Origin of the sequence: Neorhizobium sp. NPDC001467, from assembly GCF_050275975.1 — a bacterium.
Lineage (GTDB): Bacteria > Pseudomonadota > Alphaproteobacteria > Rhizobiales > Rhizobiaceae > Neorhizobium.
In genome coordinates this window covers 582,880-609,108 of the sequence record NZ_JBNNPS010000002.1, presented here as the reverse complement: position 1 = coordinate 609,108, position 26,229 = coordinate 582,880, and the positions used below count along the sequence as shown (strand labels likewise).

The window sequence follows — 26,229 nt, the reverse complement described above, 5'->3', positions numbered from 1 at the left end:
ATAAATGTTCAGCCCTTGACGGCACCCGACGTAAGCCCGCTCACGAAATATCTTTGAAAGATCATGTAGACGAGAACGGCGGGGAATACGGTCATGGCTATTGCAGCGTTCAATTGGCCGTAGTCCGTGGAAAACTGGCCTTGGAAGGACATCAGGCCCAGCGGCAACGTCCACATGTGACGGTCCTGAAGCAGCACCAATGCCATGGCGAACTCGTTCCATGTGGACACGAAGTCGAGGATCAGCAGCGCCGCAAGGACCGGTAGCGAGATGGGAAGAAAGATCCTGCGGAACACGGTCAGATGCGACGCTCCGTCGATGAGCGCGGCTTCCGAAAGCTCCTTAGGAACGGCTTTGAAGAAGCCGTGCAGAATGAAAACCTGGTACGGGACGCCGAAGGCCAGGTAAGGCAGGATCACTCCAGCATAGGTGTCGATCAGGCCGAAGCCATTCACAAGTGTGAAGATTGGCGCCAGCATGACCTGGAACGGGATCATGGCACCAAACAGGAAGAACAAAACCAGCAGCTTGCCGAACCGGAGCTTGATCCGTGCCAGGGCATAGGCTGCCATCGCGGAGATGATCAGCCCCAACGGGACCTTTATGACCGTGATGATCACGCTGTTCTGGAGCGTCGTCGCGAAGTTGCCGCGTGACCATGCGCCGGAGAAATTATTCCAGGCCACTGCTTCGGGCGGCCGAAACGCGCTTGTGGCCATGATTTCGGCGTTCGATTTCAATGCCGTGAAGACAATGAGAACGACCGGCGCAATCCAGAGCAGCGCAAATGACACGAGCACCAGCCATAGAACAATCAGAAAAGGGTCGCGTCGGGGTTTGATTGGGGCAGCATCGTCCTGAGGATAAGTTGCAGCGAGCGTCAATGTGCGGCTCCCTCATCGCGTTGGGACCAGCGAAGATACGGAACAACGATGGTCAGAGTGACAAGCAGGAGGATAACGGAGATGGCCGAGCCTCGGCCGAAGTCGAAGATCTGCATCGACTGCATGAACGCCCATAGAGCAAGCATCTGGGTAGACTGAGCCGGCCCGCCTCCGGTCATGCCGTAGACGATGTCGAAAGCCTTGAGAGACGATATGGTGGACAGAACAAGCACGATCGCAAGTGTGACGCGCAGGGCAGGCAGGGTGACGTGCCGGAACACCTGCCAGCGGTTGGCACCGTCGATACGCGCAGCCTCTACCAGCGAGCGATCGACCCCCTGCAGCCCCGCCAGAAAGAGCACCATCGAGAACCCGACATATTGCCAGGTATAGGCGACGAACATGGAGTAGAGAGCGATTTCCCGGTCGCCGAGCCAGTCCTTGATCCAGGCCTGAAGGCTCAGTTGCGTTAACACCTGGTTGAACAATCCGAAGAACGGATCGTACATCCAGCGCCACATGGTCGCGACCGCAATCGGTGCGATGATGACCGGAAGATAGTAGATCGCCCGCATGGGCACCCTGCCGAACAAACGCTCGTTCAAGCCAAGCGCCAGCAGAAGCCCGATCGTGGGCGGAAAAATCACCGCCAGGACCGTCCAGGTGATGGTGTTCTTCAGAGCGACCCAGAACACAGCGTCGCTGCTCAATATGTATCGGTAATTTGCAAGACCCACCCACTCGCGCTGAGGATCAAGACCGTTCCATTGTTGAAAGCTCAACATGACGACTTCGATCATCGGCCATATCGCGAACGTTGCGTAGATGGCAAAAGCAGGTCCGACAAGCATAAGAGCCTGAGCCCGGGAGGACTGGATCACGTTAGATTTGGACATGGAGAATCCGTTCGTGTGGGTCTGAACCGGCACGCCAGTGGATCTCCGCGACAGGACGCCGCGGAGAAACGGGATATCGTTACTTCTTCCGATTGCCGATGAAAGCCTGCATGGCAGTTGCGGCAGCCTGAGGTTCGATCTTGGCAGCCGCGACATCATTGATGACGCGGAAATACTCCGTGGTAACATCAAGCGGGAAGGCCTGGTCCCCGTTCACGAATGTACCTGTCGCGTCAGCGAAGATAGTCGTCCATTCCTTCAGCATGGCGTGCGACTCTTCCTTGAGCTTGACTTCCTTGTTGACGGAGAGGGCGCCGAACACACCGGCAATCTCGCTCTGGAAACCCGTCGACGTGAAGCTGTCAATGAACTCGGCAGCAAGATCTGCCTTCGCGGTCTTCGACGAGATGTAGAAATATTCGGCGAAGCCATAAAGGCGACCTGAGCCGTTCGGGAACGGGAAGACGTCATAATCGTCCACGTTGCCGCCTTCCTTGATCTGCGACACCAGCCAATCGCCTTCCAGCACCATCGCAGCGCGTTTTGCCAGGAAGAGCGTGAAGGACTGCTTCTGATCGACGCCCATGAACGGAGACAGGATATAGTTTTGGCCCCACATCTGCATCTCGCTGAAGGCCTTTGTCGCGCACGCGGTCGTGCTCCAATCGGCCTTCATGGACTTCAACTGATCATGAACGTCCGCGCCACATGTGGTTTCAAGGATCTCATCCATCAGGCGCATCAGGTGCCAGTTGACCGAGCCGCCGAATGTAAAAGCCGGGATGCCGGCTTCCTTCAACTTCTTGGCCGCGTCGACAAGCTCCTCGTAGGTCTTGGGCTCCTGCGTGATGCCGGCCTGCTCGAACAATGCTTTGTTGTAATAAATGCCTTCGCCGGAAAAGCGGAAGGGAACGCCGTGCTGGCCAGAACCATAGCTGTTCGAGAACGCAAGTGAAGGAGCCGTCAGGCGATCGTTCCAGCCATACTTGGCGTAGTAGGGGGTAAGGTCCTTGCTAAGGCCGGCCTTCACATATTCGCCGCCCAGACCAAGGCCGGCCCAGCTCATGTAAATGTCAGGACCGCGGTCGGAGCCGGCGGCCACGCGCAGTGCCGTCTTGTGTTCATCGACACCGCGCTGAACAATCTCGACATTCACATTGGGATGCGTCTCTTCGAACTTTTCACCGGCCGATTGAAGCGCCTTCACCTGCCCCTCAGCAGAGTAGCTGATAATCCAGACGGTCAGATCCTCAGCTTGCGCTGCGACGGCAGCACTGGTGGCAAACACGGACGCAGTCAGGATGGATTTCAGAGCGTTCATGGATCTCCTCCCAAAGATCGTTTCGCGTCAGTACACTATCCGTACGTTATCGATTGATGTCAAACCCTTTCGGTTATTTTTGTTTGCGCGTATGCTGTTACAACATCGGAATGATACTCCAGGCGCGGCATGCCCAGATCATTGGATAAGCGCTCAGTTCGTTGGCGCCGCGCGTGGCTCTGAAGATGCCCCCGTATGATCCCCCGATTGGCCTAAGCGGCCAATTCAAGCCATCGGTGCGACAATGATCTCGGCTGCGATACAGTGGTCGCAGCCGAACCTGCTACGACCTCATTCGAAGGAAAGGCGGTGAATGGCTTAAGCGGCAGAGTGGGCACGCCTGGAAGCAAGCTGATCTTGAGCGCTCAGGTATTCGCTAAGATCTTCAATGCTCACGACCATCAGGCCGTATTGTTCGGCAAACAATTTAAGCTGGGGCAGACGCGCCATCGTGCCATCATCGTTGGAGATCTCGCAGATCACGCCTGCAGGCAGTTTGCCTGCGAGGCGACGGCCATCTCTCCTTCAGCGAAGGCTGCTATTGCGTCTTCAATACCGGATACTGGCCTGTCCAAGTCTTTCAAGGGTTAGACCCGTGAAGGTCGTTGCATCGGCGGGTGCCGACAAAACTTCCCTTGAGCGAACAAGCGCCACAGGCAGCCTGACCCTGGCTGCCGCGGGTTGATCTCTTTCATCCTGACTATGACCGTCGGGCGACGCTATTTCGCAATCAGGAGCTCGATGCCGCGCTTCTCGAATTCCTTAGCGTCGCGATCGGAAATGCCATCATCGGTAATAAAAGAGTTGATCACGTCGAGAGAACCCAGGCGCGTGAAGGATGAGCGGTTAATCTTGGTGGAATCGGCCACCAAGTAAACATGGGCGGCCGCTTTGATCATCGCTTCCTTAAGCTGAAGGTCGGCAAAGCTCGGATAGGTCAGCCCGGCGTCCAGCGCCACGCCTGCCGTGGCGAGGAAGAGCTTGCCGGCAAAGATGTTGCGGAAATACTCCACCGACTTGTCGCCGGAGAGCGACAAGGTCGGCGACTTGAACTGTCCACCCGGCATGTGAACCGCAAAGCTCGGTACGGCGCCCAAGATGATGGCGATATTGAGCGCGTTGGTGATCAGCGTCAGGTCGCGACGGCTGGTAAGGCGGGTTGCGATCTCCGTTGTCGTGGTGCCTGCGTCCAGAATGAGGGTCTCACCATCCTTCACGAGGCTGGCGGCCAAGATCCCGATCCGCCGCTTCCTGTCCATGTTCTCCTGGTGGTGGAGGGTCATGGTGCCCGATTGAGGCGGAGCCGTGTTGAGGTAGGCGCCGCCATGCTCGCGGGTGATGAAGCCTTCGTTCTCCAGCCGCTCGAGATCTTGGCGGATCGTCGCCTCCGAAACACGGAAGGCGCTTGCTAGCTCACGAACGCGCGCGGAGCCTTCTTCCTGGATCCATTCAAGAATGCGGCGGCGCCGAGGCTCGGACAACAACCCGATCATCGTATCAGAAGCATCATGCTCTTGTTTGGCTTCCATGTGCATCTGTCCTAGACCTGATTCGCAACCAACCGAAGCTAATCGATTCAAACTGACCTTTACAGCAAGCGGTTGCCGGTTCAAATCCTCAAAGCGCGTTCTGCTGCAACACCACCCGGGCTTGCAGCTTCTGCTGTATCTGGTCCACCACGACAGCCGCGATTATGACGAGGCCCTTGATCACCGTCTGCCAGAAAGAAGAGACGCCCATCATGATCAGGCCGTCGGCCAGGATCCCGATCACGAAAGCGCCAACGATGGTGCCTGCGATGCGGCCTCGGCCGCCCGACATCGATGTCCCACCGAGCACCGCCGCGGCGATTGCGTTCAGTTCGAAGGTTTCGCCGGTGGCAGGATGGCTCGCCTGCAGCTGCGAGGAGATGATGATGCCGACCAAGGCGGCGCATAGGCCGGAGAACATGTAAACGAAAAGCTTGATGCGATCGACATTGACGCCGGAAAGGGCCGCGCCGCGCTCGTTGCCGCCAACGGCGTAGATGTGGCGGCCGAGCGGCGTGCGAGTGGCAAGATAGGCAGCCGCCAGCGCGACTACAACCATGATCCAGACGGAGATCGGCAGGCCGAGGAAGGACCCGGATCCGATGACGCGGAACGTATCGGAGCCATATTCCGAGTTGCCGGACAGGTTCGGGAACGTTCGGCCTTCGGAAAACAGGAGGGCGGCGCCGCGCGCGACATACAGCGTGCCGAGCGTGGCTATGAACGGCGCCACGTTGAGCTTCGTTATTAGCAGCCCATTGAGCCAGCCGATGAAGACGCCGGCGACAAGGACAATGAGGCAGATCTCGATCGTGTTGAACTGAACGCTGTAGGCGATGCCGAGGAAGCCGAGATCGATGCCGTAAAGCACTAGATAACCGGCGACCATGGCGCAGAGGCCGACAATCGACCCAACCGAAAGATCGATGCCGCCCGCGATGATCACAAAGGTCATGCCGACGGCGAGCAGCGCGTTCAAGGCGACATGCTTGGAGATGATCAGCATATTGCCTGTGCTAAGGAAGTTTGGCGCTGCGATGGCGAAGAAGGCGAACACCAGGATCAAGGCCACGAAGGTGCGCATATGCAAAAGCAGGAGCAGCGCCGATGTTCGCGATTTCGATCCGCCAACTACGGTCTTGACGCTGCCTGCGGTGTCGATGCTGCTCATTGTACTTGAACCCTGTTGAGATTGGGCGTCGCCGCCGAGATGACATCCGCCGCGTTGGCGCCGGCCGGAAATTGTCCGGTCAGCCTGCCGTTTGCCATGACGAGAATGCGATCGGAGAGGGCAAGAACCTCCTCCAGGTCGGAAGTCACAAAAAGAATTCCCAAGCCGTCGGCTGCGAGCTTTCGCATGGTGCGGAAGATTTCCGCCTTGGCGCCGATGTCGATGCCGCGGGACGGCTCATCCATAAGCAGAATCTTCGGCTTCGTCATCAGGGCCTTGCCAATCACCACCTTCTGCTGGTTCCCGCCCGACAGGCTGGATACCGGATGTTCGAGGCTGGCGATCTTGATTGCCATGCGCTTGACGAAGTCGACTGCCTTGGCGGCTTCCGCTTTCAGGCTCAGGTGGAAGCCCCGGGTGAAGTCGTAGAGCGACGACATGGTGAGGTTTTCGCGGATCGTCATGATCTGCACCAAACCATCGCGCTTGCGATCCTCCGGGATGAGCGCCAGGCCGCGCCGGATCCTGCCGGACACGCTTTTCTCCCGCAACGGCTTGCCGGAAATGAAGAGTTCGCCGGAGGAATTCGGGTGCTGGGCCATGATGCATTCAAGAAGCTCGGAGCGGCCGGCACCCATCAGACCGTAGAGACCCACGATCTCGCCTTCGCGAATGGCGAGCGACATGTGGTCCACGGCATAGCCGCCCGCAGGGCTCGGCAGGCAGATGTTTTCGACGCGGAAGACTTCCTGGCCAAGAGCGTGCTCCACAGTCTTCGGAAACTCCTTGGAGGCGCTGCCGATCATGTTGGATACGATCCAAGGGATATCCACGCCCTGCATGGAGCGCGACCCGGTGATGATTCCGTCGCGAAGCACGGTGATGTAGTCACCGATGCGGATCAGCTCTTCTAGCCTGTGGGAAATGTAGACGATGCCCACGCCCTGCTTTTTCAGGTCGTTGATGACGCGGAAAAGCACTTCGACTTCCGCGGCCGACAAGGCGGATGTGGGTTCGTCGAAGATCAGGATGCGCGCATCTTCGGCAAGCGCCTTGGCGATTTCAACGATCTGCTGCTGCCCGATGCGCAGGTTTCCCAGCGGCGTGTTCGGGTCAATCTCCTGTTCGAGACGCTTCATTAGCGTGCGCGCGGCGGCGACTTGCGCTGGGCGGTCTATGTGGATGCCGCCGCGGGTCTTCTCGTGGCCGACGAAGATGTTTTCCGCCACCGTCAGGTTGGGAAACAGGTTGAGTTCCTGGAAGACGATGCCAACGCCATGTTTGGCGGCATCGGTCTTGTCCGCGAACACGACCTCGTGCCCATCCAGCTCGATCGTGCCGCCGTTCAACTGTTCAACGCCTGCGATGATCTTCATCAGCGTTGACTTGCCGGCGCCGTTTTCGCCCACGAGGACGTTAACCGCGCCCATCCGCAGGTCGAAGTCGACATTCTTCAAGGCTTGTGTACCAGGGTAGATCTTCGACCCGTTGCGGATCGAAAGGCCGATAGGATGGGCTTCGCTCATGGCACAACCTCGATCGAGACGGGCATGATCTGCGGCTTCTCGCTTGCCGAGCGGATGACGACCGCGCCGAGGAACGCGACTTTCTTGCCTTTCAAGGGCGTATCGGCTGCCGGAAGCTTGGAAACGGCCTTGTCGTTCAGTGCACGGCCAAGCTTGGCGTATTCGATCTGGTCGCGGAAGGTGGAGAAGTCATACAGGGTCGTGGTGTCACGCAGCGCGGTGCCTTTGATTACCGGCCCGAGCTGCAGCGTCGCGTCGCCCTTGTTATCGCCATCGAGGTCAATATCCGCCGTGGCGGCCTTGGACGCACGGTTTTCTTCAACAACCGTTGCCGTGCCCTTCACCGGAAAATTCCAGCCACCGCCCGCGCCGCCGACGCGCACCCCATGTGCCTCGCCTGCTTTGTCCAGTCCGCTCTTCAAGGCATCCCGCAGCGTCGCAAGTTCCACGGCCTTTTCATTAAGTGCCGGTACCAGCTTGGCGTCGAAGCTCGTTTCCACGAGTTCGGCCATGGGATCGGCGGAAGCACCGTCTTCGCCGGCATTGGTCTTGACGAACTTGCAGCCGGACAAGGACGCGGCGAGCACGCTCACCGCCAACACGATTCTGATGTTCATTGGGTAGGACCCGCACTTGCTTGCAAGGAAAAGCCGCCCGGGTCGCGTCGCGCTCCCGGGCGGTATCAGCAGCGTTACTGCGTCAAAGCGAAGGTCTCGAGCTTCGTCGCATTATCCGCGTTGATGAGAATGCAATCCATCAACTGCTTTTCTTCCAGACCGGTCTTGCCCGTCTTGATGAACTTGTCGGCCTGCTCGACGGCGTTCTGTGCCTGCTGGTAGGCGGGCTGCAGCACGGTCGCCTTGATGCCGCCGTTCTTGATGGAGTCGCGAACGTCGTTGGAGCCATCGAAGCCGACCACGATCACGTCCTTGCGGCCTGCTGCTTCAAGAGCCGCATAGGCCCCCATTGCCATCGTGTCGTTGCCGGAGATCACGCCCTTGATATCGGGATGGGCCTGCAGCATCGATTCCATCACCGTATAGGCCTCGGTTTGCGACCAATTGGCGGTCTGCTTGGCGACCAGCTTCATATCGGAATACTGGTCGATGACGTCATGGTAACCCTGCGAGCGGATGCCGGCATTCGTGTCGGACTCCTTGCCCAGCAGTTCGGCATAGTTGCCCTTCTCGCCCATAAGCTTGACGAATTCCTCGGCGCCGAGCTGGGCGCCCTGATAGTTGTTGGACACGATCTGCGAGACCGCCACGCCTGTCGTGGTAATTTCACGGTCGATCAGGAAGGAGGGGATGCCCTTGTCCTTTGCCTTCTGGACCGCAGCGACGGAAGCATCCGCACCAGCGTTGTCGAGAATGATGGCCTTTACGCCGGCGGCGATCGCACTGTCGAACAGTTCGTTCTGCTTGTTCGCATCGTCGTCATGAACCAGGATCATCGTGCCGTAGCCGAGTTCCTTGGCCTTTGCCGCAGCGCCGTCGGCTTCTGCCTTGAAGAATGGGTTGTCGTGGCTTGGCGTAATGATCGCGATCGTGTCGGCTGCGAATGCAGCACCGGACATCGCACTGGCGATACCGAGCGCGACAACGGACATCAGTAAGCGTTTCGTCAGTTTCATCAGAACCTCCCGTTGATGAACCACCCTCCCGTGGTCTCACATGCAGACTATCGATTGCTTTCGTTTGATGTCAATAGCCTTGAAAAGCGGAGCGTTCACATCTTTGGCGCTCATTAACAAGCGGCATTCGACCCCATCACAGCGTTTTTAAACGGCGATTCTGCTGGGCTTAGGATCAAAAAGTGCTTGAACAAGTGCATCCTCTGTGCAAGTTTGCGCTCAAACGAAAATGATCACAATCAATCGAAGCATAGTTTCCAGCTCGTTATGAGGTTCAAGGAGGATCAGCCGCCGCGGGCTCAGGGCCAAGGTGCTTCTAAAGTTTGGAATTTTGGTAGTGACGAGCGCGAGCCGGTCTTGGTGCTCGGCTGGTCGTAGATTTCGCTGCGGCGCATCGGAACTGCTTACATCTGCGGCGTTGCGGTTGGGCCGCGCATCGCAATGGACACTTGGGAGGATATTGATGACTACACAACGTTTCGGCGCCGGCATCTGGCACTTCGCCACCTATCTCGACCGTTATGCGACTGACGGCTACGGCACGCCACGCAGCGTAATCGAGGCCATCGACCTTGCAGGTCAGGTCAGGGATCTGTCCGTTGTGGACATCAACTATCCATTCTTCGGTGGCGACTTTTCCAATTCTCAGGTGAAGGAAGCGCTGGACCGGAACAATCTCGGCGTGATCGGCATCACGCCGGAGATCTACACGCGGGAGTTCGTCAAGGGCTCCTTCACCAATCCGGATGCTGGCGTGCGTCGCCGCACCCATGAACTGGTCACCGAGGCCTGTGCGCAGGTCCGTTATTTTGGCGCCGACTACGTCAAACTGTGGCCCGGACAGGATGGCTGGGATTACCCGTTCCAAGTGGACTACGGCACGCTGTGGAGGCACTCGCTCGACGGCGTCGGGCAGCTTGCTAGCGAAAACCCGGACCTCAAGTTCGTGATCGAATACAAGCCGCGCGAGCCGCGGGTGCGCATGAGCTTCGGCTCGGTTGCCCGCACGCTGCTCGGCATCGAGAAGATCGGCCTGCCAAATGTGGGCATTCTACTCGACTTCGGCCATGCGATCATGGGAGGCGAATCAGCGGCCGACAGCGCGCAGCTTGCGATCGACTACGGCCGGCTATTCGGCATGGACGTCAACGACAACTACCGCTCGTGGGACGACGACCTCGTGGCCGGCAGCCTTCATCCGATCGAACTCTTCGAGTTCTTTTATGTTCTGCGCAAGAACAAGTGGGAAGGTGTGTGGCAGCTCGATCAGTTCCCGTTCCGCGAAGACAGCGTTGCAACCGCCAATCACGCCATCGACTTCCTGAAATCGGCTGCCCAGGGGCTCGATGCGCTCGATGTCGAGGCGCTCAAGGAAGCGCAGAGCCGTCACGACGCCATCGGCGCATTGAAGATCGCCCAGAAGGCCCTGTTCGGCGCCATGTGAGGCGCCGACGGCAGGCGGACGATTACTACGAAAAGGCAATACCATGTTGAAGAACGATATCGCCAACACGATCCGCGAGAAAGCGTTGTGGATGCGCCGCAGGGCCTTCACGATGGTTTTTGATGCGCAGTTGGGGCATCCGGGTGGAGACTTCTCGGCGATCGACATCATCGCGACGCTCTACTTCGGCGTGATGCGGTATGATCCCAAAGATCCGGCCCTGCCGGAACGGGATCGCTTCGTCATGTCCAAGGGCCATGCGACGGGCGCCCTTTACACGGCGCTCTGTGCGGCCGGTTACTTCCCGGAAGACTGGTTGCCCACCTATATGCAGCCGCAGTCCAAGCTGAACGGCCATCCCAATCGAAATTATCTGCCGGGGGTCGAGACCAACACGGGGCCGCTCGGACATGGCTTTCCGGTGGCGTTGGGCATCGCGATCGCCGGCCAGCTGACGGGGAGCGATCACCGCACCTTCGTTCTGACCGGCGACGGCGAACTCCAGGAAGGCTCGAACTGGGAAGCGGCGATGACGGCTGGTAACCGCAGGCTCGACAAGCTGACCCTGATCGTTGACCGCAACCGCCTGCAGCAAGGCATGGGCACGGAAGAAACCAACGGCCTGGATCCCCTCGACGACAAATTCCGTGCTTTCGGCTGGGACGTTGTGGAAGTGGATGGGCATGATGTGGATGCTCTTTTGAACGTATTGAGCGAACCGGTGGAGGGTCGCTCGAAGCCGCTTTGCGTGATCGCCAATACGGTCAAGGGCAAGGGTGTTTCCTTCATGGAGAACAAGGCCGCTTGGCACCACGGTGTGCCTAATGCCGAACAATACGAGGATGCCATGGAGGAACTGGTCTGATGGCTGCGCCCGCTGCAAAACAGGAAGGCTTTCACGATTGTCGCGATGCCTGGGCCCGCACGATTGAAGAACTCGCCGCCAATGACCCGCGGATCGTGGCTGTGGTCAACGATTCCGTCGGCTCGTCGAAGCTCGGTGGCTTCCAGAAGAAGTTTCCCGACCGGCTGGTGAATGTCGGGATTGCCGAACAGAACATGGTGGGGGTCGGCGCCGGGCTTGCCAACGGCGGTCGCATTCCCTTTGTTTCGGCGGCCTCCTGCTTTCTCACCGGCCGCGCGCTGGAGCAGGTAAAGGCGGATATCGCTTATGCCGGCTTCAACGTGAAACTCGTCGGCCAGTCTTCCGGTGTCGCTTATGGCGAACTCGGCCCGACACATCACTCGATCGAGGATTTCGCCTGGCTCCGCCCGCTGAGCAACATCACGGTGATCGTTCCGGCCGACTCCTGGGAAACCGCGGAAGCGGTGAAATGGGCGGCGACGTGTGATGGTCCGGTTTACATCCGCTTGAGCCGCATGCCTGTTCCGGAGCTGGAGGTGGCGAACCGCCGATTCCAGCCAGGCAAGGCGGAGCTCGTCCGAGACGGCGGCGACGTTACCTTGATCGCCTGCGGCACCACCGTGCATCTGGCGGCGCAAGCGGCGTTGGAACTGGAACAGGAAGGCGTGGCTGCTCGAGTCTTGAACATGGCGACCATCACGCCGCTGGATGAAGAGGCGATCGTCCGTGCCGCCACGGAAACTGGTGCGATTGTCACGATCGAAGAAGCCAATATTCACGGCGGCCTCGGCGGCGCAGTGGCAGAACATACCTCCGCCACGCATCCCGTCCCGGTAGAGCGTGTCGGATTCCCCGGCTTCGTTCCAACCGGTTCAGTGGAATGGTTGTTCAACCACTTTGGATTGACGCCGTCCGGCATTGCCCGGTCCGCACGCAAAGCGATTGGACGCAAGCGCGTATGACGGGCAGGCTGGGAGGACCTTTCGTTATCGCCATCGATCAGGGAACGAGCAGCACCAAGGCCGCTCTGGTTGATGCCACCGGCAAGATCATCGCCAAGGCCTCAGCTCCGCTAAAGTCCAGCTATCCCCGGCCCGGCTGGGCGGAGCAGTCGGCGGAGGAGATTTGGACAAGCGTACAGGCAGTGATCGCCGATATCGTCCGCAGCAACAGCGTCGAAATCGCAGGGCTCGCAATCGCAAACCAGCGCGAGACGCTGGTGGTTTGGGATGCCGCGAGCGGCCGGCCGATCTCGCCCGCGATCTTGTGGCAATGCCGGCGGACAGCCAAAGCCTGCGAGAATATGATCGCCGATGGAGCGGACCCGGCAGTGGTGGAGGCCACCGGGCTGTCGATTAACGCTCTTTTCCCCGCTGCCAAACTTTCCTGGGTGATGCAGAACGTGCCCGAAGCGAGAGGGCTGGCCGATCAAGGCAGGTTGCGCGCCGGCACCGTCGATAGTTGGTTGCTCTACAAGCTGACCAACGGCCGGGAATTCGCCACTGATCATTCGAATGCTTCTCGCACCCAGCTGTTCAACACCGCAACGCTGATGTGGGACGAGGCCTTGTGCGACCTCTTTGGGGTGCCGCTCGTTGCACTGCCCGAGGTTCGCTCGTCCGATAGCCGCTTTGGCCAGGTGGCACAGGGTGTGACGGCCCTGCAGGCCGGCGTCCCGATCCTCGCCATGATGGGCGACAGCCATGCGGCGCTCTATGGCCATGGCGTCAGGTTGCCCGGCTTGGTCAAGGCGACCTATGGCACGGGATCGTCGCTGATGACGCTAACACCACAGCGGCTGCTTTCGCAAAATGGGCTTTCCAGCACCATCGCCTGGAGCAGCGAGGGGCAGGTCGTTTATGCGCTGGAAGGAAACATCACGGTTTCCGCGCAAGCAGCGGCATTTGCAGCAGACATCCTGGGATTGGAGGACGCCGGCGCGCTGTCTCGTCTGGCACAAACAGTGCCCGATGCAGCGGGCGTAACCTTCGTTCCGGCCCTGGCAGGCCTTGGTGCGCCGCATTGGAATGACAACGTGACCGGGACAATCTCGGGGATGACCCTAGCTACGACCCGTGCCCATATCGCGCGTGCCGCGCTCGATGCCATCGTTCTCCAGATAGCGGATGTATATCATGCGATGGAAAAGGATGTCGGAGCGCCGCTTCACGGCCTTCTGGCAGACGGTGGCGCATCCTCCAACGGCTTCCTGATGCAGTTGCAGGCGGATGTTCTCGATAAGCCCGTGCTGCGCAGCAGCCAAGCGGAAATTGGAACAGTCGGCGTGGCCTTGATGGCACTTCAAGATGAGCCATCGGTGGCAGCGGATCCCGATGAGGGGCGGAACGAGTTCAAGCCGCGCAGGGGAATGGCGACATGGCGCGAACAGGTGTCGCAAAACTGGCAGGGCTTGCTGGGGCAGCTCACCCAGAAGATCGAGGCATAACAGGACCGACGTGAAGCTGCTGGGGAGGGCGCTTTCGTTACCAAGGGGGGAGGACGTCATGGGAGCCGCACCACGTACCTTGATCGCGGGCAACCGGAAAATGCACGGCACACGCGGCAGCCTTACGCAGATCAAGAGCGTCACTGACAACAGCGCGCTGAACGGCGAAGTTTACGCCTTGATCTGCGTTCCGGCAACGCTTCTGCATTCCGCAGCGGTCCTGACTGCGGATACCCGATTGCGCATCGGTGCCCAGAATTGTCATCACGAATGATCGCGGACAGCTTTGCAAGCCATGTAATCGTCGGCCACTCGGAACGTCGCGGCGGATATCAGGAATGCGAGGCGGTCTCTGCGTACAAGGCGGGCCTGACCGCCATCATCTGCATCGGGGAAACGGAAGAGCAGCGGGTGGCTGGCTTGCCGTTCGATACACTGCGCCGTTAGTTGTCCGGGTCGCTGCCGGAGGGTGCAACATCGGCGAACACGGTGATCGCTTACGAGACTGTTTGGGCAATTGGGAGCGGCCGCATGCCCTCGCTCGATGACATCGCAACGACCCACGCATTCATCAGGACCGAAGTAGCTAACCGCTTCAACGCCGAAGGCGCCCTAATGAGCGTGCTCTATGGCGGGGCAGTAAAACCATCGAATGCCGAACAGATCCTTCAGATCGACAACGTCAACGGCGTTCTCATTGGGGGTACAAGTCTTCTTTCTGCCGATTTCATGGAGGTGCTCAGGATGGCTCATTGATTGTCGCGGAGACGGCAGCCGGACGCACGCTCGCCCTCTCAAGGACCTCGGATGCCCTTGGAGATGTTGGCTGGAAAAAGCAGCTGGAAGGCGCCACAAATGATAGACGTTAAGATGCTTTTTCAACCCCGAACCAGCGCTCATCGATTCAGATGTATTGGCCTCCTACAGCGGTTCGAATCCCATCAAGACCTATGTCACGCGCGAGGTCCGTTACGGAGCTTCGAGGCGGCCGCCTGATCGACAAACCATTGCACATTCGGGTGTCCGGAAAGGTAGGAGCCGGGGCAATCCGCTGTCTGTTCCTCTTCTAGACATCTGCGCACCGCGTCGGCTTTCGCCGATCCGGTTGCCAGGACGATGATCTCCCGTGCGCGCAAGATGTCCGAAATCCCCATGGTGATGGCGCGTTCAGGAACCTTGTCCAGAACTAGAAGCGTGGGGAGATTGGCATGCAGCGTTTCCTCCGACAGTTCCACTACTCTGACGGTGCTTGCCAATGCGGAACCCGGTTCATTGAAACCGATATGGCCGTTCACGCCCAGTCCAAGCAACTGGATGTCCACGGGCTGTTTCCGTAGGAGAGCCGCATAACGGCTTGCTTCGGACTTCTCATCCGCGGCGCTGCCATCGATGAGATTGATGTTTGCCGGCGAAAAGTCGGTCCGATGGAACAGCTCTCTTTGCATGTAAGCGGCATAGGAATCCGGATGGGCGGCGGGCAGGCCGCAATATTCATCCAGATTGAAGGTGGTGGCAGAGGAGAAAGAGACTTCGCCCTTGCCGCAGGCTTCGACCATACGGGCATAGACTTTGCGCGGTGTCTGACCGGTGGCAAGGCCCAGCACGGCATCGGGCTCGGCGGATACTTTCGCCAGCACGCGTTCTGCGACGGCTGCGGCTGCAGCTTCTGCGGTCGGGAAGATTGAAACGAGAGCCATGTTGTTGGCTCCGGTTTTGGAAAGGGTGTCCATCGCAGTCTCTTGCATTGGTCGAAAGGGCGTGTGTTTCCGAGGCTGAAATTGTAAGGAGCCGCACGGAGAGGGCGGCTCGCAAGGGTAGGATCAGACGGTTCTGGTTGACTGGTTGGCAGCGATCAGCTTTTCCATCATCGCCATTTCTTCTGTCGAGAGATCCTGCAGGGGAGGACGAACCGGGCCGGCACCAAAGCCCTGCAAGCGCACGCCGGCCTTGACGGCGGAGACGGCATAACCCTTGGCGCGGTTGCGGATCGCCATGAACGGGTAGAAGAATTCGATCAGGATCTTCTCGCACTTCGCCTGCTCGCCAGCGCGCAAGGCTTTGTAGAAATCGATCGCAAGACCCGGCACGAAGTTGAACACGGCCGAGGAGTAGGTGGTGAAACCGGCACCGAGATAGGCTTCGGCAAACAGTTCCGCCGTTGGCATGCCGCCGAGGTAGGTCAGTCGATCGCCCATCTTCGCGGTGATCTGGCGCACCAGAGCGATATCGCCTGTGCCGTCCTTGAACCCGACGAGGTTTTCGCAATCGTCGCAGAGCCGTGCCAGAGTATCGGCGTGCAGTACCGAGTTGTCGCGGTTGTAAACCATGACGCCCATGCCGGTTGCCTGGCAGACCGCCTTGATATGGCGATATAGACCTTCCTGCGGCGCATCGATGAGATAATGCGGCAGGAGAAGAATGCCGTCGGCGCCCGCCTTTTCAACCGACTTTGCGATCGACACGGCGATATCGGTGCCATAACCGCAGCCCGAGACGATCGGCGTGCTGCCGGCTGCTTCCTTGGCGACACGGACGATCTCTGGAATCTCCTCCGGTGTCAGAGAGAAGAATTCGCCGGTGCCGCCCGCTGCAAACAGCGTCGTGGCTTCATAGCCGGACAGCCAGTTGACATGTTCGGCATAGCTCTTGGCGTTGAATTTTCCCTCGGCATCGAAATGCGTGACGGGAAAAGACAGAAGGCCGGCGCCGAGCGCGTGTTTCAGGTCCTGGGTGTCCATAGGGCAAGCTCCTAGCTTGGGGCACCGTTTCAGGCGCACCTTGATGATCATGAAATCGTTTAGGTTGGTGGCGTGGTTGGCGGCGGTCCTTGATCGGACCGACGCCTCTGGTTTGAGGCCATGGCGCCGCAATGGCGATCGGAAATGGCGTTTGCGCCGCCTCTCTCAGATATGGCCGGCTTTCATGCCCTCAAGAAGCGCCGCGATATAGCCGTAGCAGAACGAGAAGGCTACGCCGACCGGGTCGCGGCCGGAAATCGTCGGCACATGATCGGGCATGATCATGTATTTGTAGCCAACTTCCTTGTAGATCTTCAGCGAGCGGATCATGTCCATGTCGCCTTCGTCCGGGAACGTTTCCATGAAGGAAAGCTTGCCGCCACGAATGTTTCGATAGTGCACGTTGAAGATTTTCTCGCGGCTGCCGAACCAACGGATGATGTCGTCGATCTCCTCGCGCGGATTGTCGAGCATTTCGCCGATCGAACCCTGGCAGAAGTTCAGGCCGTGATACGGGTTTTCGCGCATCCCAACGAATTTCTTCAGGCCCTCGACCGTGCCGAGCACGCGGGTGACGCCCTTGTAGCCCGGCGGCGTGTAGGGGTCGTGCGGGTGGCATGCGAGGCGGACCTTGTTGCTTTCGGCAACCGGCACGACGCGCTCCAGAAAATAGTCGATGCGTTCCCAGTTCTCATCTTCCGACAGCACGCCGGCCAGACCCGGTGCGGCGTCATGATCGGCCTTGTCCCAGCGCCAGGCCTCGTTGAGCGAACCGCCTCGGCCGCGTTCCATTTCCGTGCGCGGGATGCCGATGATGTTGAGATTGTATTTTGCCGCTGGAATGCCGGCTTTGGCGATGTTCTCGATCATCGTGCAGACGGCGTCGATCTGACGGTCGCGATCCGGTCCGGCGAGCAGGATGTCCTGATAGGGCGCTTCCTCGATCGGTCGCGACGACATCGGCAGCTGGATCATGTCCAGCGTCAGGCCAAAGCTTTCAACCTTTTCGCGATGGCGAAGAATATCGTCGAAGGTCCAGCTTGCCGGCTTTCCCGGCGGGTCGGCGCAAACATTCTTGATGCCGAGTTGCGCCCAGACGCGAAACTCGTCGTCATCGCGGGCGTCCGTCTGTGTTCCGAGATACATATTGGCCTCGTCATGTTTATCGATCTGAATGAGCGCGGCTCCACCGAGGCAGAACCGCCGTTTTTTAAAGGGCGCTCGCCTCGAAAAGCATGCGCGAATATTCGTGATGGGTGCGGCCCTGATAAAGGTCGTCCTTCGTCAGTTCATCGACAAAGACACCAGCCTTCATCACCAGGACACGGTCGCACATATGGGCGATCACGCTCAGGTCATGGCTGACGAGAACATAGGTCAGGTTGCGTGCTTCCTTGAGATCGGCCAGCAGGTTGAGCACTTCCGCCTGGACCGATACGTCGAGCGCCGAAGTCGGTTCATCGAGGAGGATGATCTCCGGCTCCAGCATCAGGGCGCGGGCAATGGCCACGCGCTGGCGCTGGCCGCCGGACAGCTGGTGCGGAAAACGATCGGCAAATGCCGCCGGCAAGCCGACCTGCTCGAGTGCTGCGGCGACCTTGTCCCAGCCCTTGCCGCGATCGATGGCGCGGATCGGTTCGGCCAGAATGCGGCTGATGCGGTGGCGGGGATGGATGGAGCCGTAGGGGTCCTGAAACACCATCTGCGTCAGCAGCATCTGTTCGCGGGTACGCACCTTGTCGACCTTAGTGCCGGCAAGATCGATCGTTCCCGTCCAGTGGCGGTCGAGACCGGCAAGCGAACGCAGGACCGTCGATTTGCCGCAGCCGGATTCGCCGACAATGCCGAGTGTTTCGCCTTTGGCCACCGAAAAGGAGACGCCCTTGACGACCTGCTTTGTCGAGGCACCGCTTCCGAAGGAAACGGAAAGATCCTGAACGTCGATCATGGGCGTGCCTCCACCGCGTCGATGGCGTTTCTATCGAGAGTTTTGAGGCGCCGTACGGGCGCATGCAGGTCCGGCATCGCTGCGATCAGGCCGCGCGTGTAGGGATGTTGCGCCTCTTCGAGGCTTGTCAGTGTTTCCACGACCCGCCCCTTGTACATGACCATGATGCGCTCGCAGAAGGCAGCAACCATTCGGATGTCATGGCTGATCAGCATCAGGCCGGCATTGTTTTCGCGCACCAGTTCATCGAGCAGCTTCAGCACGTCGCCGCGCACCGAAACATCGAGCGCGGATGTCGGCTCGTCGGCGATGACCATGCGCGGCTTGGCGAGCAACATCATGGCGATCATCACGCGCTGGCCCATGCCGCCGGAAATCTGGTGCGGATAAAGCTTCATCGTGCGTTCGATATCGGCGATACGCACGCGTTCGAGCATGGTCGCCGCCATCTTGTAGGCTTCGGCCTTGCCGACTTTCAGATGCAGGATAGCGGCTTCCGCCACCTGCTTGCCGATCGGCAGGACAGGGTTCAGCGAATACCGCGGGTCCTGCATGATCAGCGCCATGCGGTTGCCGCGCAGCGACCGCATGTGTTTTTCTTTTGCTGCCAGAACCGGCATGCCGTCGAAGGTGAGCGTATCGGCCGTGACACGGCCGATCGGCGGCAGGAGCCGCATCACGGCGCGGCCGAGCGTCGATTTGCCGGAACCGCTCTCGCCGACGATGCCGAGACGTTCTGCCCTCAGATCGAAGCTGACGCCATCGACGGCGGGTTTCGCATAGCGGCCAAAATGCACCGAAAGGTTTTTGACCGAAAGAATGGTGTCGAGGTCAGGAGCGTGCATGGCGGGGATCCAGAAGGTCGCGCAGCGTATCGCCGACAAGGTTGAAGGCAAGGCTGGTGATCAGGATGGCAAGGCCGGGCATGACCGCAACCCACCAGTGATCCAGCATGAACTTGCGGCCGCTCGAAATCATGGCGCCCCATTCCGGAGCCGGCGGCTGTGCGCCGAGCCCGAGGAAGCCGAGCGACGCGGCGGTGAGGATGATGCCGGCCATGTTGAGCGTCAGGCGCACGACCACGGAGGGAATGCACATCGGCGCGATATAGAGGAAAAGCAGGCGCATCGGTGAGGCGCCGTAGAGACGAGCTGCGGCAACATAATCGGTATTGCGCACGATCAGCGCTTCGGCGCGGGCAAGGCGGGCAATCGCCGGCCAACTGGTGAGAGAGATCGCGACGATTGCGGTGCCGAGACCGGCGCCGAGGGCTGCGGCGAAGGCGAGCGCGAGGATCAGCGACGGGAAGGATAGAACAATATCGGTAAAACGCATCAGGATCGCATCGGTCCGGCCGCCGACGAAACCGGAGACAACACCGACGATCAGACCAATCGGTCCGACGATCAAGGTGACGGAAAGGATGGTCGAGATGGTGATGCGCGCGCCGTAGACGAGGCGCGAGAAAATGTCGCGGCCGAATTCGTCTGTGCCGGCCAGATGCGACCAGCTTGGCGGCTGGAAGGCCGCCTGCAGGTTCTGTACTGCCGGATCGTAAGGTGCGATCAGCGGTGCGAACAGCGCGAAGACCAGAAGCACGAGGAGAACGAAGAAACCGCAAAGACCAACCGGCTCGCGCGACAGCTTTTCCCAGATCGGCGCCAGTGCCGACAGGATGGCCGAACGCGGACGGGTGACGGTTTCGGTGGGGAGATGTTGCGCGCTCATTGCGTCACCTCACGGGTGCGGGGATCGAGAACCAGATAGGCCAGATCCGAAATGAAGTTCAAAGCCATGAAGATGGCGCCGATGATGAGTGTGCCGGCGAGGATGGCGTTCATGTCGCCGATCATCAGGGCATTGGTCATGTATTGACCGATGCCGGGCCAGGAGAAGACGATTTCCGTCACGACCGCGCCTTCTAGGAGGTTGCCGTAGGAAATGGCGAGCACGGTGACGAGCTGTACGGCGATATTGGGCAGAAGGTGGCCGATGACGATGCGGGCGCTGGATGCACCCTTCGCGCGGGCCGCGGTCACATAATCCTGGTTCAGCTGTTCAAGCGTGAAACTGCGGGTCATGCGGGTAATGTAGGCCATGGCCGAATAGGCGAGGATGCAGGCCGGCAGGATGATGTGGTGGACCGCATTCCAGAAGGTTTCGGTATCGCCGACCAGAAGACTGTCGACCAGAAGCAATCCCGTCTGCGGTTCGATCAGGCCGTCGAGGTAGGTATCGACGCGGCCCGGTCCACCGACCCAGGCAAGGCCCGCGTAGAAGATCACCAGACCAACAACACCAAACCAGAAGACCGGGATTGAGTGTCCGACCAGCGAAATCACACGAGCGAACTGGTCGATCCAGGTGTCGCGGTAGAAGGCGGCGACCATGCCGAGCGGCACGCCAATGACCGTCGAGATGATGACGGCGAGCGTTGCCAGCTCAAAGGTTGCCGGAAAAGCCTGCGCCAGATCCTTGGTGACCGGATTGCCGGTCAGGATCGCCGTGCCGAGGTCGCCCTGCAGGAGCGAAGTCACATAGATCCAGAATTGCTGGTAGATTGGCAGATCGAGGCCGAGCTTCTGCCGCATCGCTTCGAATGCGGCAGGGTCCGCCAGCTCGCCGACGATCGCGCCGACCGGATCGGTCGGGAGAACCCGGCCGATCACGAAGGTCACGACAAGCAGTGCGAACAGGCTGACCACCAGCTGTCCCAGCCGCCGCGCGACTTCCAAAAGGGTAAATTCCTTCATGACCGGCCGTCTCGCTTACTTCGCGTCAGTCTTGGTTACGTTCTCCAGTCGGTTCAGCGACCAGAGGTTCGTGGCATAGCCCTGCACGCCGGCATTCAGAACGATCGGCGTGAAGGATTCGAACATCGGCAGAACCGCAGGCTTCTGGGCAATGAACATTTCCTGCAACTGCTTGATCATGTCGGCGCGCTTGGCTTCGTCACGCTCGCTGTTGGCCTTGTTGCGCAGGTCGTTCAGTTCCGGGATGTCCCAGGCCGAACGCCAGACGAAATTGCCGGCATTCTTGGCTTCCAGACGGTTGTCCGGATTGGTGACGAAGTCGTTCATCGAACCAAGCGCGTTCGGCATGACGGCGGTTGCCTGCGGCAGAAGCAGGTCGAAATCTCGGGCACGGTGCGAGGCGACGATATCGGCGCCATTGCCCTGCTTGATCTCGACCTTGATGCCGATCTGCGCAAGGTTTGCCTGAAGCGCCGTGGCGATATCGACACGCGGAGCCTGGGCGATGGTCTTCAGCGTCAGTGAAAAACCGTCCGGATAACCGGCCTTGACCAGCATTTCCTTGGCCTTTTCCGGCTGCAGCGAATAGTCCGGGTTGGCGATCGCGCCCTTCCAGTCTTCCGGAACCGGCACGTTGCGCTGGCGACCGTAGGGTCCGAGGATCGTGTCGGCAATGCCCTTGTAATCGATGCCGTAAGCGATCGCTTCACGAACCTGCGGGTTGGAAAGCGGCTCCTTGCCCGCATTCATGGCAAGAACGAAGAAACCGCCGATCTTGATCTGCTCGATCTTGAACTTCGTGTTGGTCATGAAGGATTTGACATCGGGCGCGCTCAGCGCGTTGGCGATGTCGATATCGCCGCGTTCCAGCATCAGGCGAGCGGTCTGGCTTTCAGGCACGTGGCGCATGATCACGCGCGTCATGGTCGGTGCCTTACCCCAATAGGACTTGTTGGCTTCGAGAATGACGGTTTCGTTCGGAACCCAGCGGCGCAGCACGAACGGGCCGGAGCCGGCGGTGTTGGTGCGCAGCCACTCATTGCCGTAATCGTTGTTGTTGACGTGTTTCTGCACTTCGACACTGTCGACCACGCTCGAGACGCCCATGGCAAGACGGTAGATCAGGTCCTCGGCGATGACGCGGTCGGTCAGTTCGATACGGAACGTCTTGTCATCAACGGCCTTGGCGAGCGTCTCGATATTGTCGGCGGTGTAGCCAGCGCTTTTCAGATACTGCGAGGCCGACTGGTTCAGTTTCAGAAGACGTACCAGCGAAAAGACGACATCGTTCGCCGTAACCGGATTGCCGGATGCAAATTCTGCATCGCGCAGATGGAAGGTGACGCCCTTTTCATCGACTTCCCAACGCTCGGCCAGCTGCGGCTTGACGGTGTTACCGTCGGCGTCATCGGAATAGACCAGACGGTCATAGGCGCCCGCCAGAATTTCCTGCGTCTTGGCTTCGGTGCCCTGCTGCGGATCGACCGACAGGACCTGCGCCAGCGAGGTGCCGATCACCAACTGGTTTTTTGGCGTTTCGGCCATGGTGGCCGATGCCGTGGAAAGCGCGATGGCGAAGGCGACGCCCGCCAGCAGCTTGGAGCTGAAATGCTGCATGAAATGTCCTCCGTTCAGATTGAAACGCGATCTGCCACAGGCTGATCGGTCTTCGTAGTTCCCGTTTGCAACGCTATGTGAATATGTCTGGCAAGATTAAGCGCGCCCCTGACCGGTGGATCGGTCAGAAGCGCGGTTTCCGTTGAAGCGCCGAGCAGGCGGCGGACTTCTCGGGTGAACGCGTTGAAAAGTGCGGGTTGGCCGGTGATGACGCCGCCGGCGCAAACGACTGTCTCCACATCGCCGCCACGTCGCTGCAAAAGCGCGACGAGTTCGGCAAGCGCGAGCGCATGATCATCGATGATTTTTCGCGCCCGCAAGGAGCCACGTTCGGCGGCTTCGAACACCAGACGGGCAGCCTGCGACCAGATGCGCGGATCGATGGTCGAGAAGGCATGAGTCAGGCCATGCGGGTGATCGACGCCGAAATGGGCCAGAAGGTCGTCGCTCAGCAGATCCTGCTCACCCTTGTCATACGCGTCCAGAACCTGCTTTGCCGCATCACGGACGATACCGACCGCACCACCTTCGTCGCCAAAAATCCAGCCCCAGCCGCCTACGGTCAATGCTGCGTCTCCGACGGTCGCTGTCGCAGATGACCCCGTGCCTGCAATCACGCCGGTGCCGGAGGATTTGCCATAAGCAAGGATCAGGAGATTGGAATCGTTGAGAATGCGCACGACCGGATAACGGGCCGCGAGCGGTGCGCGCAGGACAGCCTCCTGTTCGGGGCTGTCATTGCCATGGACGCCGGCCACGATCACGACAGGTCGTCCGTAAGCTGCGGTCGAGGCCTGCACGACGGAGAGCAGAGTGTCGGCGCGCGTCGCGTCGTCCAGAGTGGCCCAACCGGTATTCGGCTCAACCTCGTCGACCAAGACATGGCCGTCCAGAGCCGAGGCGATCTGGATATGCATCTTGGAGCCGCCGGCATCTATGCCGACAAGCAGAGGGGTCTGAAGATCGTTCATTATATATTCGTCAAACTGTCAGTTTTGGTGTCGATCCGCTGAAACGCTGGCTCGTTAATGTCGAAGCCGCGAATGTCGGCAGCGTGAAGCGTCAGTTTCTGGGCAATAAACGTGGAGGCGATAGCAAAGGGCAGGGGATCGCTGAAGTCGAATGGAAGAACCAGCTGGTGGCCGTGGCCGGCATCCGCAATCGTGTTCGCACCGGTGACCAAGGCAAGGCGTTGCGTCCGCTCGGAAAGCTGCGAAACAAGCTGTGCTTCGCGGGTTCCGCCGAAAAGCAGATGGGCGCCCGGACCGGCTGCATCCATCGGGCCATGCAGGTACTGACGCGTCTCCATCGCCGTCGCAAAAAGCCTCGGCCCCTCACGCAGCATCAATACGCCTTCTTCCGCCACCGACATCAGAGGAGCAGGCGCAACGATATCGATACTTGCAGAGTAAAGCAGCATTTCCGCCATGCCGCGGATTTCAGCGTCGAGGCGATCAGCCGTTTCGGCCGCCAGCGCGATCTGTTGCTTCCAGTGTCCAGTCCGGTTCCGGTCCGTCCATTGGTCGAGCAGCATGGCCAGCGCCAGCATCGTGCCGCTGAAACTGACGAAAGAGACGGAACTGTCGGAAAGATTGCCGAGGTTGATCTCCCGTTCGCATAATGTGCCGAGCGGAGAGGGGCTGTAATTGGTAATTGCCACTTGATCGGCGGTGGCGCCATGGCGCACGAGATCGACAACCTCGGCGCTGCGGCCGCTCTGGGAAATCAGGACTGTCAGGCCGTGATGGCCCGACAGTCCTGCCGGAAGCTCGCTTGGGAGAAAACGGTGAGCATCCAGTCCATGGCGACGCATTTCATAAACGGCGGTGGCGGCGGCCGCGTGGCTTGCACCTATGCCGACCACGGACACACGCGCCGGTTTTTCAAGGTGCACCTGACGGAGCTGATCGTCGAGCCTGTCAACCATCGCGATGAGTTCGTCGGCCTGGGTAGCATAAGATGCCTGCGCCGAAATCCATTCGCGTCCGGGAAAAACCGTCGTATTCAATTCTCCACCCCTCCCTGAGATAAATTAAAGTTATCGACTTTAATAAGTGCGTCAAGCACCTTTTGCGAAATCGCCGTGTCGGTTACACAAGGGTGTGATTTGATGGAGAAATTAATGAGCGCTGCTGCGGATCGTACCCTCTCGGAAGTGGCGCAGCTGGTTTTCTCGCATCTTCTGGATGTTGGCGAGGCGACACGAAAGCTACTTACCGAAACCGCCGGACTGAGCTTCCCGACGGTTACTCTGGCGCTGACGGAACTGACCGCGAAATCCATGGTCTGCGAATTGCGTCGAGAGCAGGGTGCACGTGGGCGTGCTACAATCGTCTACGGCGTGAGCGACGATGCAGGCTGGATTCTTGGTGTCGATATCGGCTCGACCCAGGTCAGTTTTTCCGCCCGTCTGCTCAATGGCCGCATTCTGGCGCATGAAAGCCGCAAGCACGAGGAAGGCGCGGTGAAGCTTGGCGGGCTGGCGGGACAACTTGTTGCGAACTCTGTCGCGCTGAAGGCGATAAAAACGCCGCCGCTCGCGGTCGCGCTTGCACTCAATCAGGTCGTGCCCCGCCAGCTGGTGCGCGAGGGCAGGCCGCGTCCGCTGGCGCTTGAGATTGCAGAAATGTTCGTGGTGGCTTCGCTTTTGCCGCGCAGCGTTCCGTTCCTGCTGGAAAACAACGTGAATTGCGCCGCTGTCGCCGAACATCAGGATGGGCTGATGCGTGGGCATGATGATGCGGCCTACATGCAGATCGGTGTTGGTATTGGTCTCGGATTTTTTGCAGACGGCGCGCTGATCAGGGGCGGGCAGGGCGGAAGCGGTGAGCTTGCACAGATACCACTGTCCTGGAGCAACGACGTTGTTTCCGGGGTTGATGCAATTGAACGGAGGTACGGTTCGTTCGGGCTCATGCAGTCCGTATCCAGCGCCTTTTCGGGTGTCGGCAAGCCCACTTCGCCGGAAGCACTTTTTCTGTTGGCAGCCGGCGGTGACGAGACGGCAAGGATGTTGATGGCGGAGCAGGGCGTCGCGCTCGGGCGCCTTGCCGCGACTGCCGCGACCATTCTCGATCCGGAGATCATCGTTCTGGGTGGCGGTCTCACCCGTAACGAGGCCTTTGCCCAGATCATCGTCGATGAATTCCAGAGCCGTAACCAGGACACGCAGCTGGAAATATCGAAAAAAGGTGCTGAGGCGACCGTTCTGGGCGCATGCCTGCTGGCGAAGGATCTGGCGATCGGCCACATCGTTGCGCGGTTCCACAAGCCGCTGTCGGCCCGGCCTACTCTCATGCCGTTGTGAGGCGGCATCATCACTGAGCTGCACCGACGCGTGCAAAATCTCATGTTTTTAGACGAGCCGCAGATCGATGGTTCATGTCCCTTCAAGAGCGAGAGGACGTGTTCTGGTAGCGTTGTTGGACAGTTTCACAGCTAATGTCACTGCTAAAGGC

23 protein-coding genes and 2 pseudogenes are annotated in these 26,229 nt (G+C 59.6%); 6 read left to right on the top strand and 19 right to left on the bottom strand.

The features are described from left to right. Window positions 1-8: 8 nt before the first annotated feature. The 9 genes and pseudogenes from ACQKKX_RS07600 to ACQKKX_RS07560 form a co-directional block, all read right to left on the bottom strand. On the bottom strand, window positions 9-884 hold the full coding sequence (locus ACQKKX_RS07600) for a carbohydrate ABC transporter permease (protein WP_427569924.1): 876 nt from the start codon (window positions 882-884) through the stop codon (window positions 9-11). After that, window positions 881-1,780: a carbohydrate ABC transporter permease gene (locus ACQKKX_RS07595; protein WP_427569923.1), complete on the bottom strand. Its 900-nt coding sequence runs from the start codon at window positions 1,778-1,780 to the stop codon at window positions 881-883. Before ACQKKX_RS07595 ends, ACQKKX_RS07600 begins: the two co-directional genes overlap by 4 nt. A gap of 79 nt (window positions 1,781-1,859) precedes the next feature. Then, window positions 1,860-3,101 carry an ABC transporter substrate-binding protein gene (locus ACQKKX_RS07590; protein ID WP_427569921.1) on the bottom strand — a complete coding sequence of 414 codons (1,242 nt, stop codon included), beginning with the start codon at window positions 3,099-3,101 and terminating at the stop codon, window positions 1,860-1,862. Window positions 3,102-3,419: 318 nt separating this feature from the next. Next, window positions 3,420-3,620 (bottom strand): annotated as a pseudogene (locus ACQKKX_RS07585) (3,4-dihydroxy-2-butanone-4-phosphate synthase); the annotation flags it as partial. 200 nt (window positions 3,621-3,820) lie between these two features. After that, on the bottom strand, window positions 3,821-4,630 hold the full coding sequence (locus tag ACQKKX_RS07580; RefSeq protein WP_427569920.1) for a DeoR/GlpR family DNA-binding transcription regulator: 810 nt from the start codon (window positions 4,628-4,630) through the stop codon (window positions 3,821-3,823). 88 nt (window positions 4,631-4,718) lie between these two features. Continuing rightward, on the bottom strand, window positions 4,719-5,801 hold the full coding sequence (locus tag ACQKKX_RS07575) for an ABC transporter permease (protein ID WP_427569919.1): 1,083 nt from the start codon (window positions 5,799-5,801) through the stop codon (window positions 4,719-4,721). Continuing rightward, entirely contained in the window at window positions 5,798-7,327 is a 1,530-nt protein-coding gene (locus ACQKKX_RS07570) for a sugar ABC transporter ATP-binding protein (protein WP_427569917.1), read from the bottom strand. The genes ACQKKX_RS07575 and ACQKKX_RS07570 overlap by 4 nt, the downstream gene beginning before the upstream one ends. Continuing rightward, a complete protein-coding gene (locus ACQKKX_RS07565; RefSeq protein ID WP_427569915.1) occupies window positions 7,324-7,944 on the bottom strand; it encodes a DUF2291 family protein in 621 nt (206 codons plus the stop codon). The genes ACQKKX_RS07570 and ACQKKX_RS07565 overlap by 4 nt, the downstream gene beginning before the upstream one ends. A 74-nt stretch (window positions 7,945-8,018) precedes the next feature. Further along, window positions 8,019-8,960, bottom strand: coding sequence for a D-ribose ABC transporter substrate-binding protein (locus tag ACQKKX_RS07560; RefSeq protein WP_427569914.1), 942 nt, complete (start codon window positions 8,958-8,960; stop codon window positions 8,019-8,021). A gap of 463 nt (window positions 8,961-9,423) precedes the next feature. Here ACQKKX_RS07560 and ACQKKX_RS07555 point away from each other — a divergent pair, with 463 nt between their 5' ends. From ACQKKX_RS07555 to ACQKKX_RS07535, 5 genes and pseudogenes are all read left to right on the top strand, one after another. Then, on the top strand, window positions 9,424-10,404 hold the full coding sequence (locus ACQKKX_RS07555; protein ID WP_427569913.1) for a sugar phosphate isomerase/epimerase family protein: 981 nt from the start codon (window positions 9,424-9,426) through the stop codon (window positions 10,402-10,404). 43 nt (window positions 10,405-10,447) lie between these two features. Next, window positions 10,448-11,269, top strand: a complete 822-nt coding sequence (locus ACQKKX_RS07550; protein ID WP_427569912.1) for a transketolase — start codon at window positions 10,448-10,450, stop codon at window positions 11,267-11,269. Continuing rightward, window positions 11,269-12,231, top strand: coding sequence for a transketolase family protein (locus tag ACQKKX_RS07545; RefSeq protein ID WP_427569911.1), 963 nt, complete (start codon window positions 11,269-11,271; stop codon window positions 12,229-12,231). Before ACQKKX_RS07550 ends, ACQKKX_RS07545 begins: the two co-directional genes overlap by 1 nt. Beyond that, window positions 12,228-13,715: an FGGY-family carbohydrate kinase gene (locus tag ACQKKX_RS07540; RefSeq protein ID WP_427569909.1), complete on the top strand. Its 1,488-nt coding sequence runs from the start codon at window positions 12,228-12,230 to the stop codon at window positions 13,713-13,715. Before ACQKKX_RS07545 ends, ACQKKX_RS07540 begins: the two co-directional genes overlap by 4 nt. A gap of 58 nt (window positions 13,716-13,773) precedes the next feature. Beyond that, a pseudogene (locus ACQKKX_RS07535) lies at window positions 13,774-14,471 on the top strand (triose-phosphate isomerase family protein). 197 nt (window positions 14,472-14,668) lie between these two features. Here ACQKKX_RS07535 and ACQKKX_RS07530 read toward each other — a convergent pair. The 10 genes from ACQKKX_RS07530 to ACQKKX_RS07485 form a co-directional block, all read right to left on the bottom strand. Continuing rightward, window positions 14,669-15,412 (bottom strand): glucosamine-6-phosphate deaminase, encoded by a 744-nt coding sequence (locus tag ACQKKX_RS07530; protein ID WP_427569908.1) that lies wholly within the window; start codon window positions 15,410-15,412, stop codon window positions 14,669-14,671. Between the two features lie 123 nt (window positions 15,413-15,535). After that, the gene (kdgD, locus tag ACQKKX_RS07525; RefSeq protein ID WP_427569907.1) at window positions 15,536-16,453 is read right to left on the bottom strand and encodes a 5-dehydro-4-deoxyglucarate dehydratase; all 918 of its coding nucleotides are present in this window, start codon (window positions 16,451-16,453) and stop codon (window positions 15,536-15,538) included. Between the two features lie 165 nt (window positions 16,454-16,618). Continuing rightward, a complete protein-coding gene (locus ACQKKX_RS07520; RefSeq protein ID WP_427569906.1) occupies window positions 16,619-17,599 on the bottom strand; it encodes a mannonate dehydratase in 981 nt (326 codons plus the stop codon). A gap of 64 nt (window positions 17,600-17,663) precedes the next feature. After that, the gene (locus ACQKKX_RS07515; protein WP_427569905.1) at window positions 17,664-18,401 is read right to left on the bottom strand and encodes an ABC transporter ATP-binding protein; all 738 of its coding nucleotides are present in this window, start codon (window positions 18,399-18,401) and stop codon (window positions 17,664-17,666) included. Continuing rightward, window positions 18,398-19,246 carry an ABC transporter ATP-binding protein gene (locus ACQKKX_RS07510; protein ID WP_427569904.1) on the bottom strand — a complete coding sequence of 283 codons (849 nt, stop codon included), beginning with the start codon at window positions 19,244-19,246 and terminating at the stop codon, window positions 18,398-18,400. The genes ACQKKX_RS07515 and ACQKKX_RS07510 overlap by 4 nt, the downstream gene beginning before the upstream one ends. Beyond that, complete coding sequence (locus ACQKKX_RS07505) at window positions 19,233-20,129, bottom strand: ABC transporter permease (RefSeq protein WP_427569903.1); 897 nt, start codon at window positions 20,127-20,129, stop codon at window positions 19,233-19,235. Before ACQKKX_RS07505 ends, ACQKKX_RS07510 begins: the two co-directional genes overlap by 14 nt. Then, on the bottom strand, window positions 20,126-21,154 hold the full coding sequence (locus ACQKKX_RS07500) for an ABC transporter permease (RefSeq protein ID WP_427569902.1): 1,029 nt from the start codon (window positions 21,152-21,154) through the stop codon (window positions 20,126-20,128). The genes ACQKKX_RS07505 and ACQKKX_RS07500 overlap by 4 nt, the downstream gene beginning before the upstream one ends. 15 nt (window positions 21,155-21,169) lie before the next feature. After that, window positions 21,170-22,771 carry an ABC transporter substrate-binding protein gene (locus ACQKKX_RS07495; RefSeq protein ID WP_427569901.1) on the bottom strand — a complete coding sequence of 534 codons (1,602 nt, stop codon included), beginning with the start codon at window positions 22,769-22,771 and terminating at the stop codon, window positions 21,170-21,172. A 14-nt stretch (window positions 22,772-22,785) separates the two neighbouring features. Beyond that, window positions 22,786-23,742, bottom strand: a complete 957-nt coding sequence (locus tag ACQKKX_RS07490; RefSeq protein WP_427569900.1) for an N-acetylglucosamine kinase — start codon at window positions 23,740-23,742, stop codon at window positions 22,786-22,788. Continuing rightward, a complete protein-coding gene (locus ACQKKX_RS07485) occupies window positions 23,742-24,779 on the bottom strand; it encodes an SIS domain-containing protein (RefSeq protein ID WP_427569899.1) in 1,038 nt (345 codons plus the stop codon). The genes ACQKKX_RS07490 and ACQKKX_RS07485 overlap by 1 nt, the downstream gene beginning before the upstream one ends. Before the next feature lie 114 nt (window positions 24,780-24,893). Between ACQKKX_RS07485 and ACQKKX_RS07480 the strand changes: the two genes are divergently transcribed. Further along, a complete protein-coding gene (locus ACQKKX_RS07480) occupies window positions 24,894-26,078 on the top strand; it encodes an ROK family protein (protein ID WP_427569898.1) in 1,185 nt (394 codons plus the stop codon). Window positions 26,079-26,229: the final 151 nt, after the last annotated feature.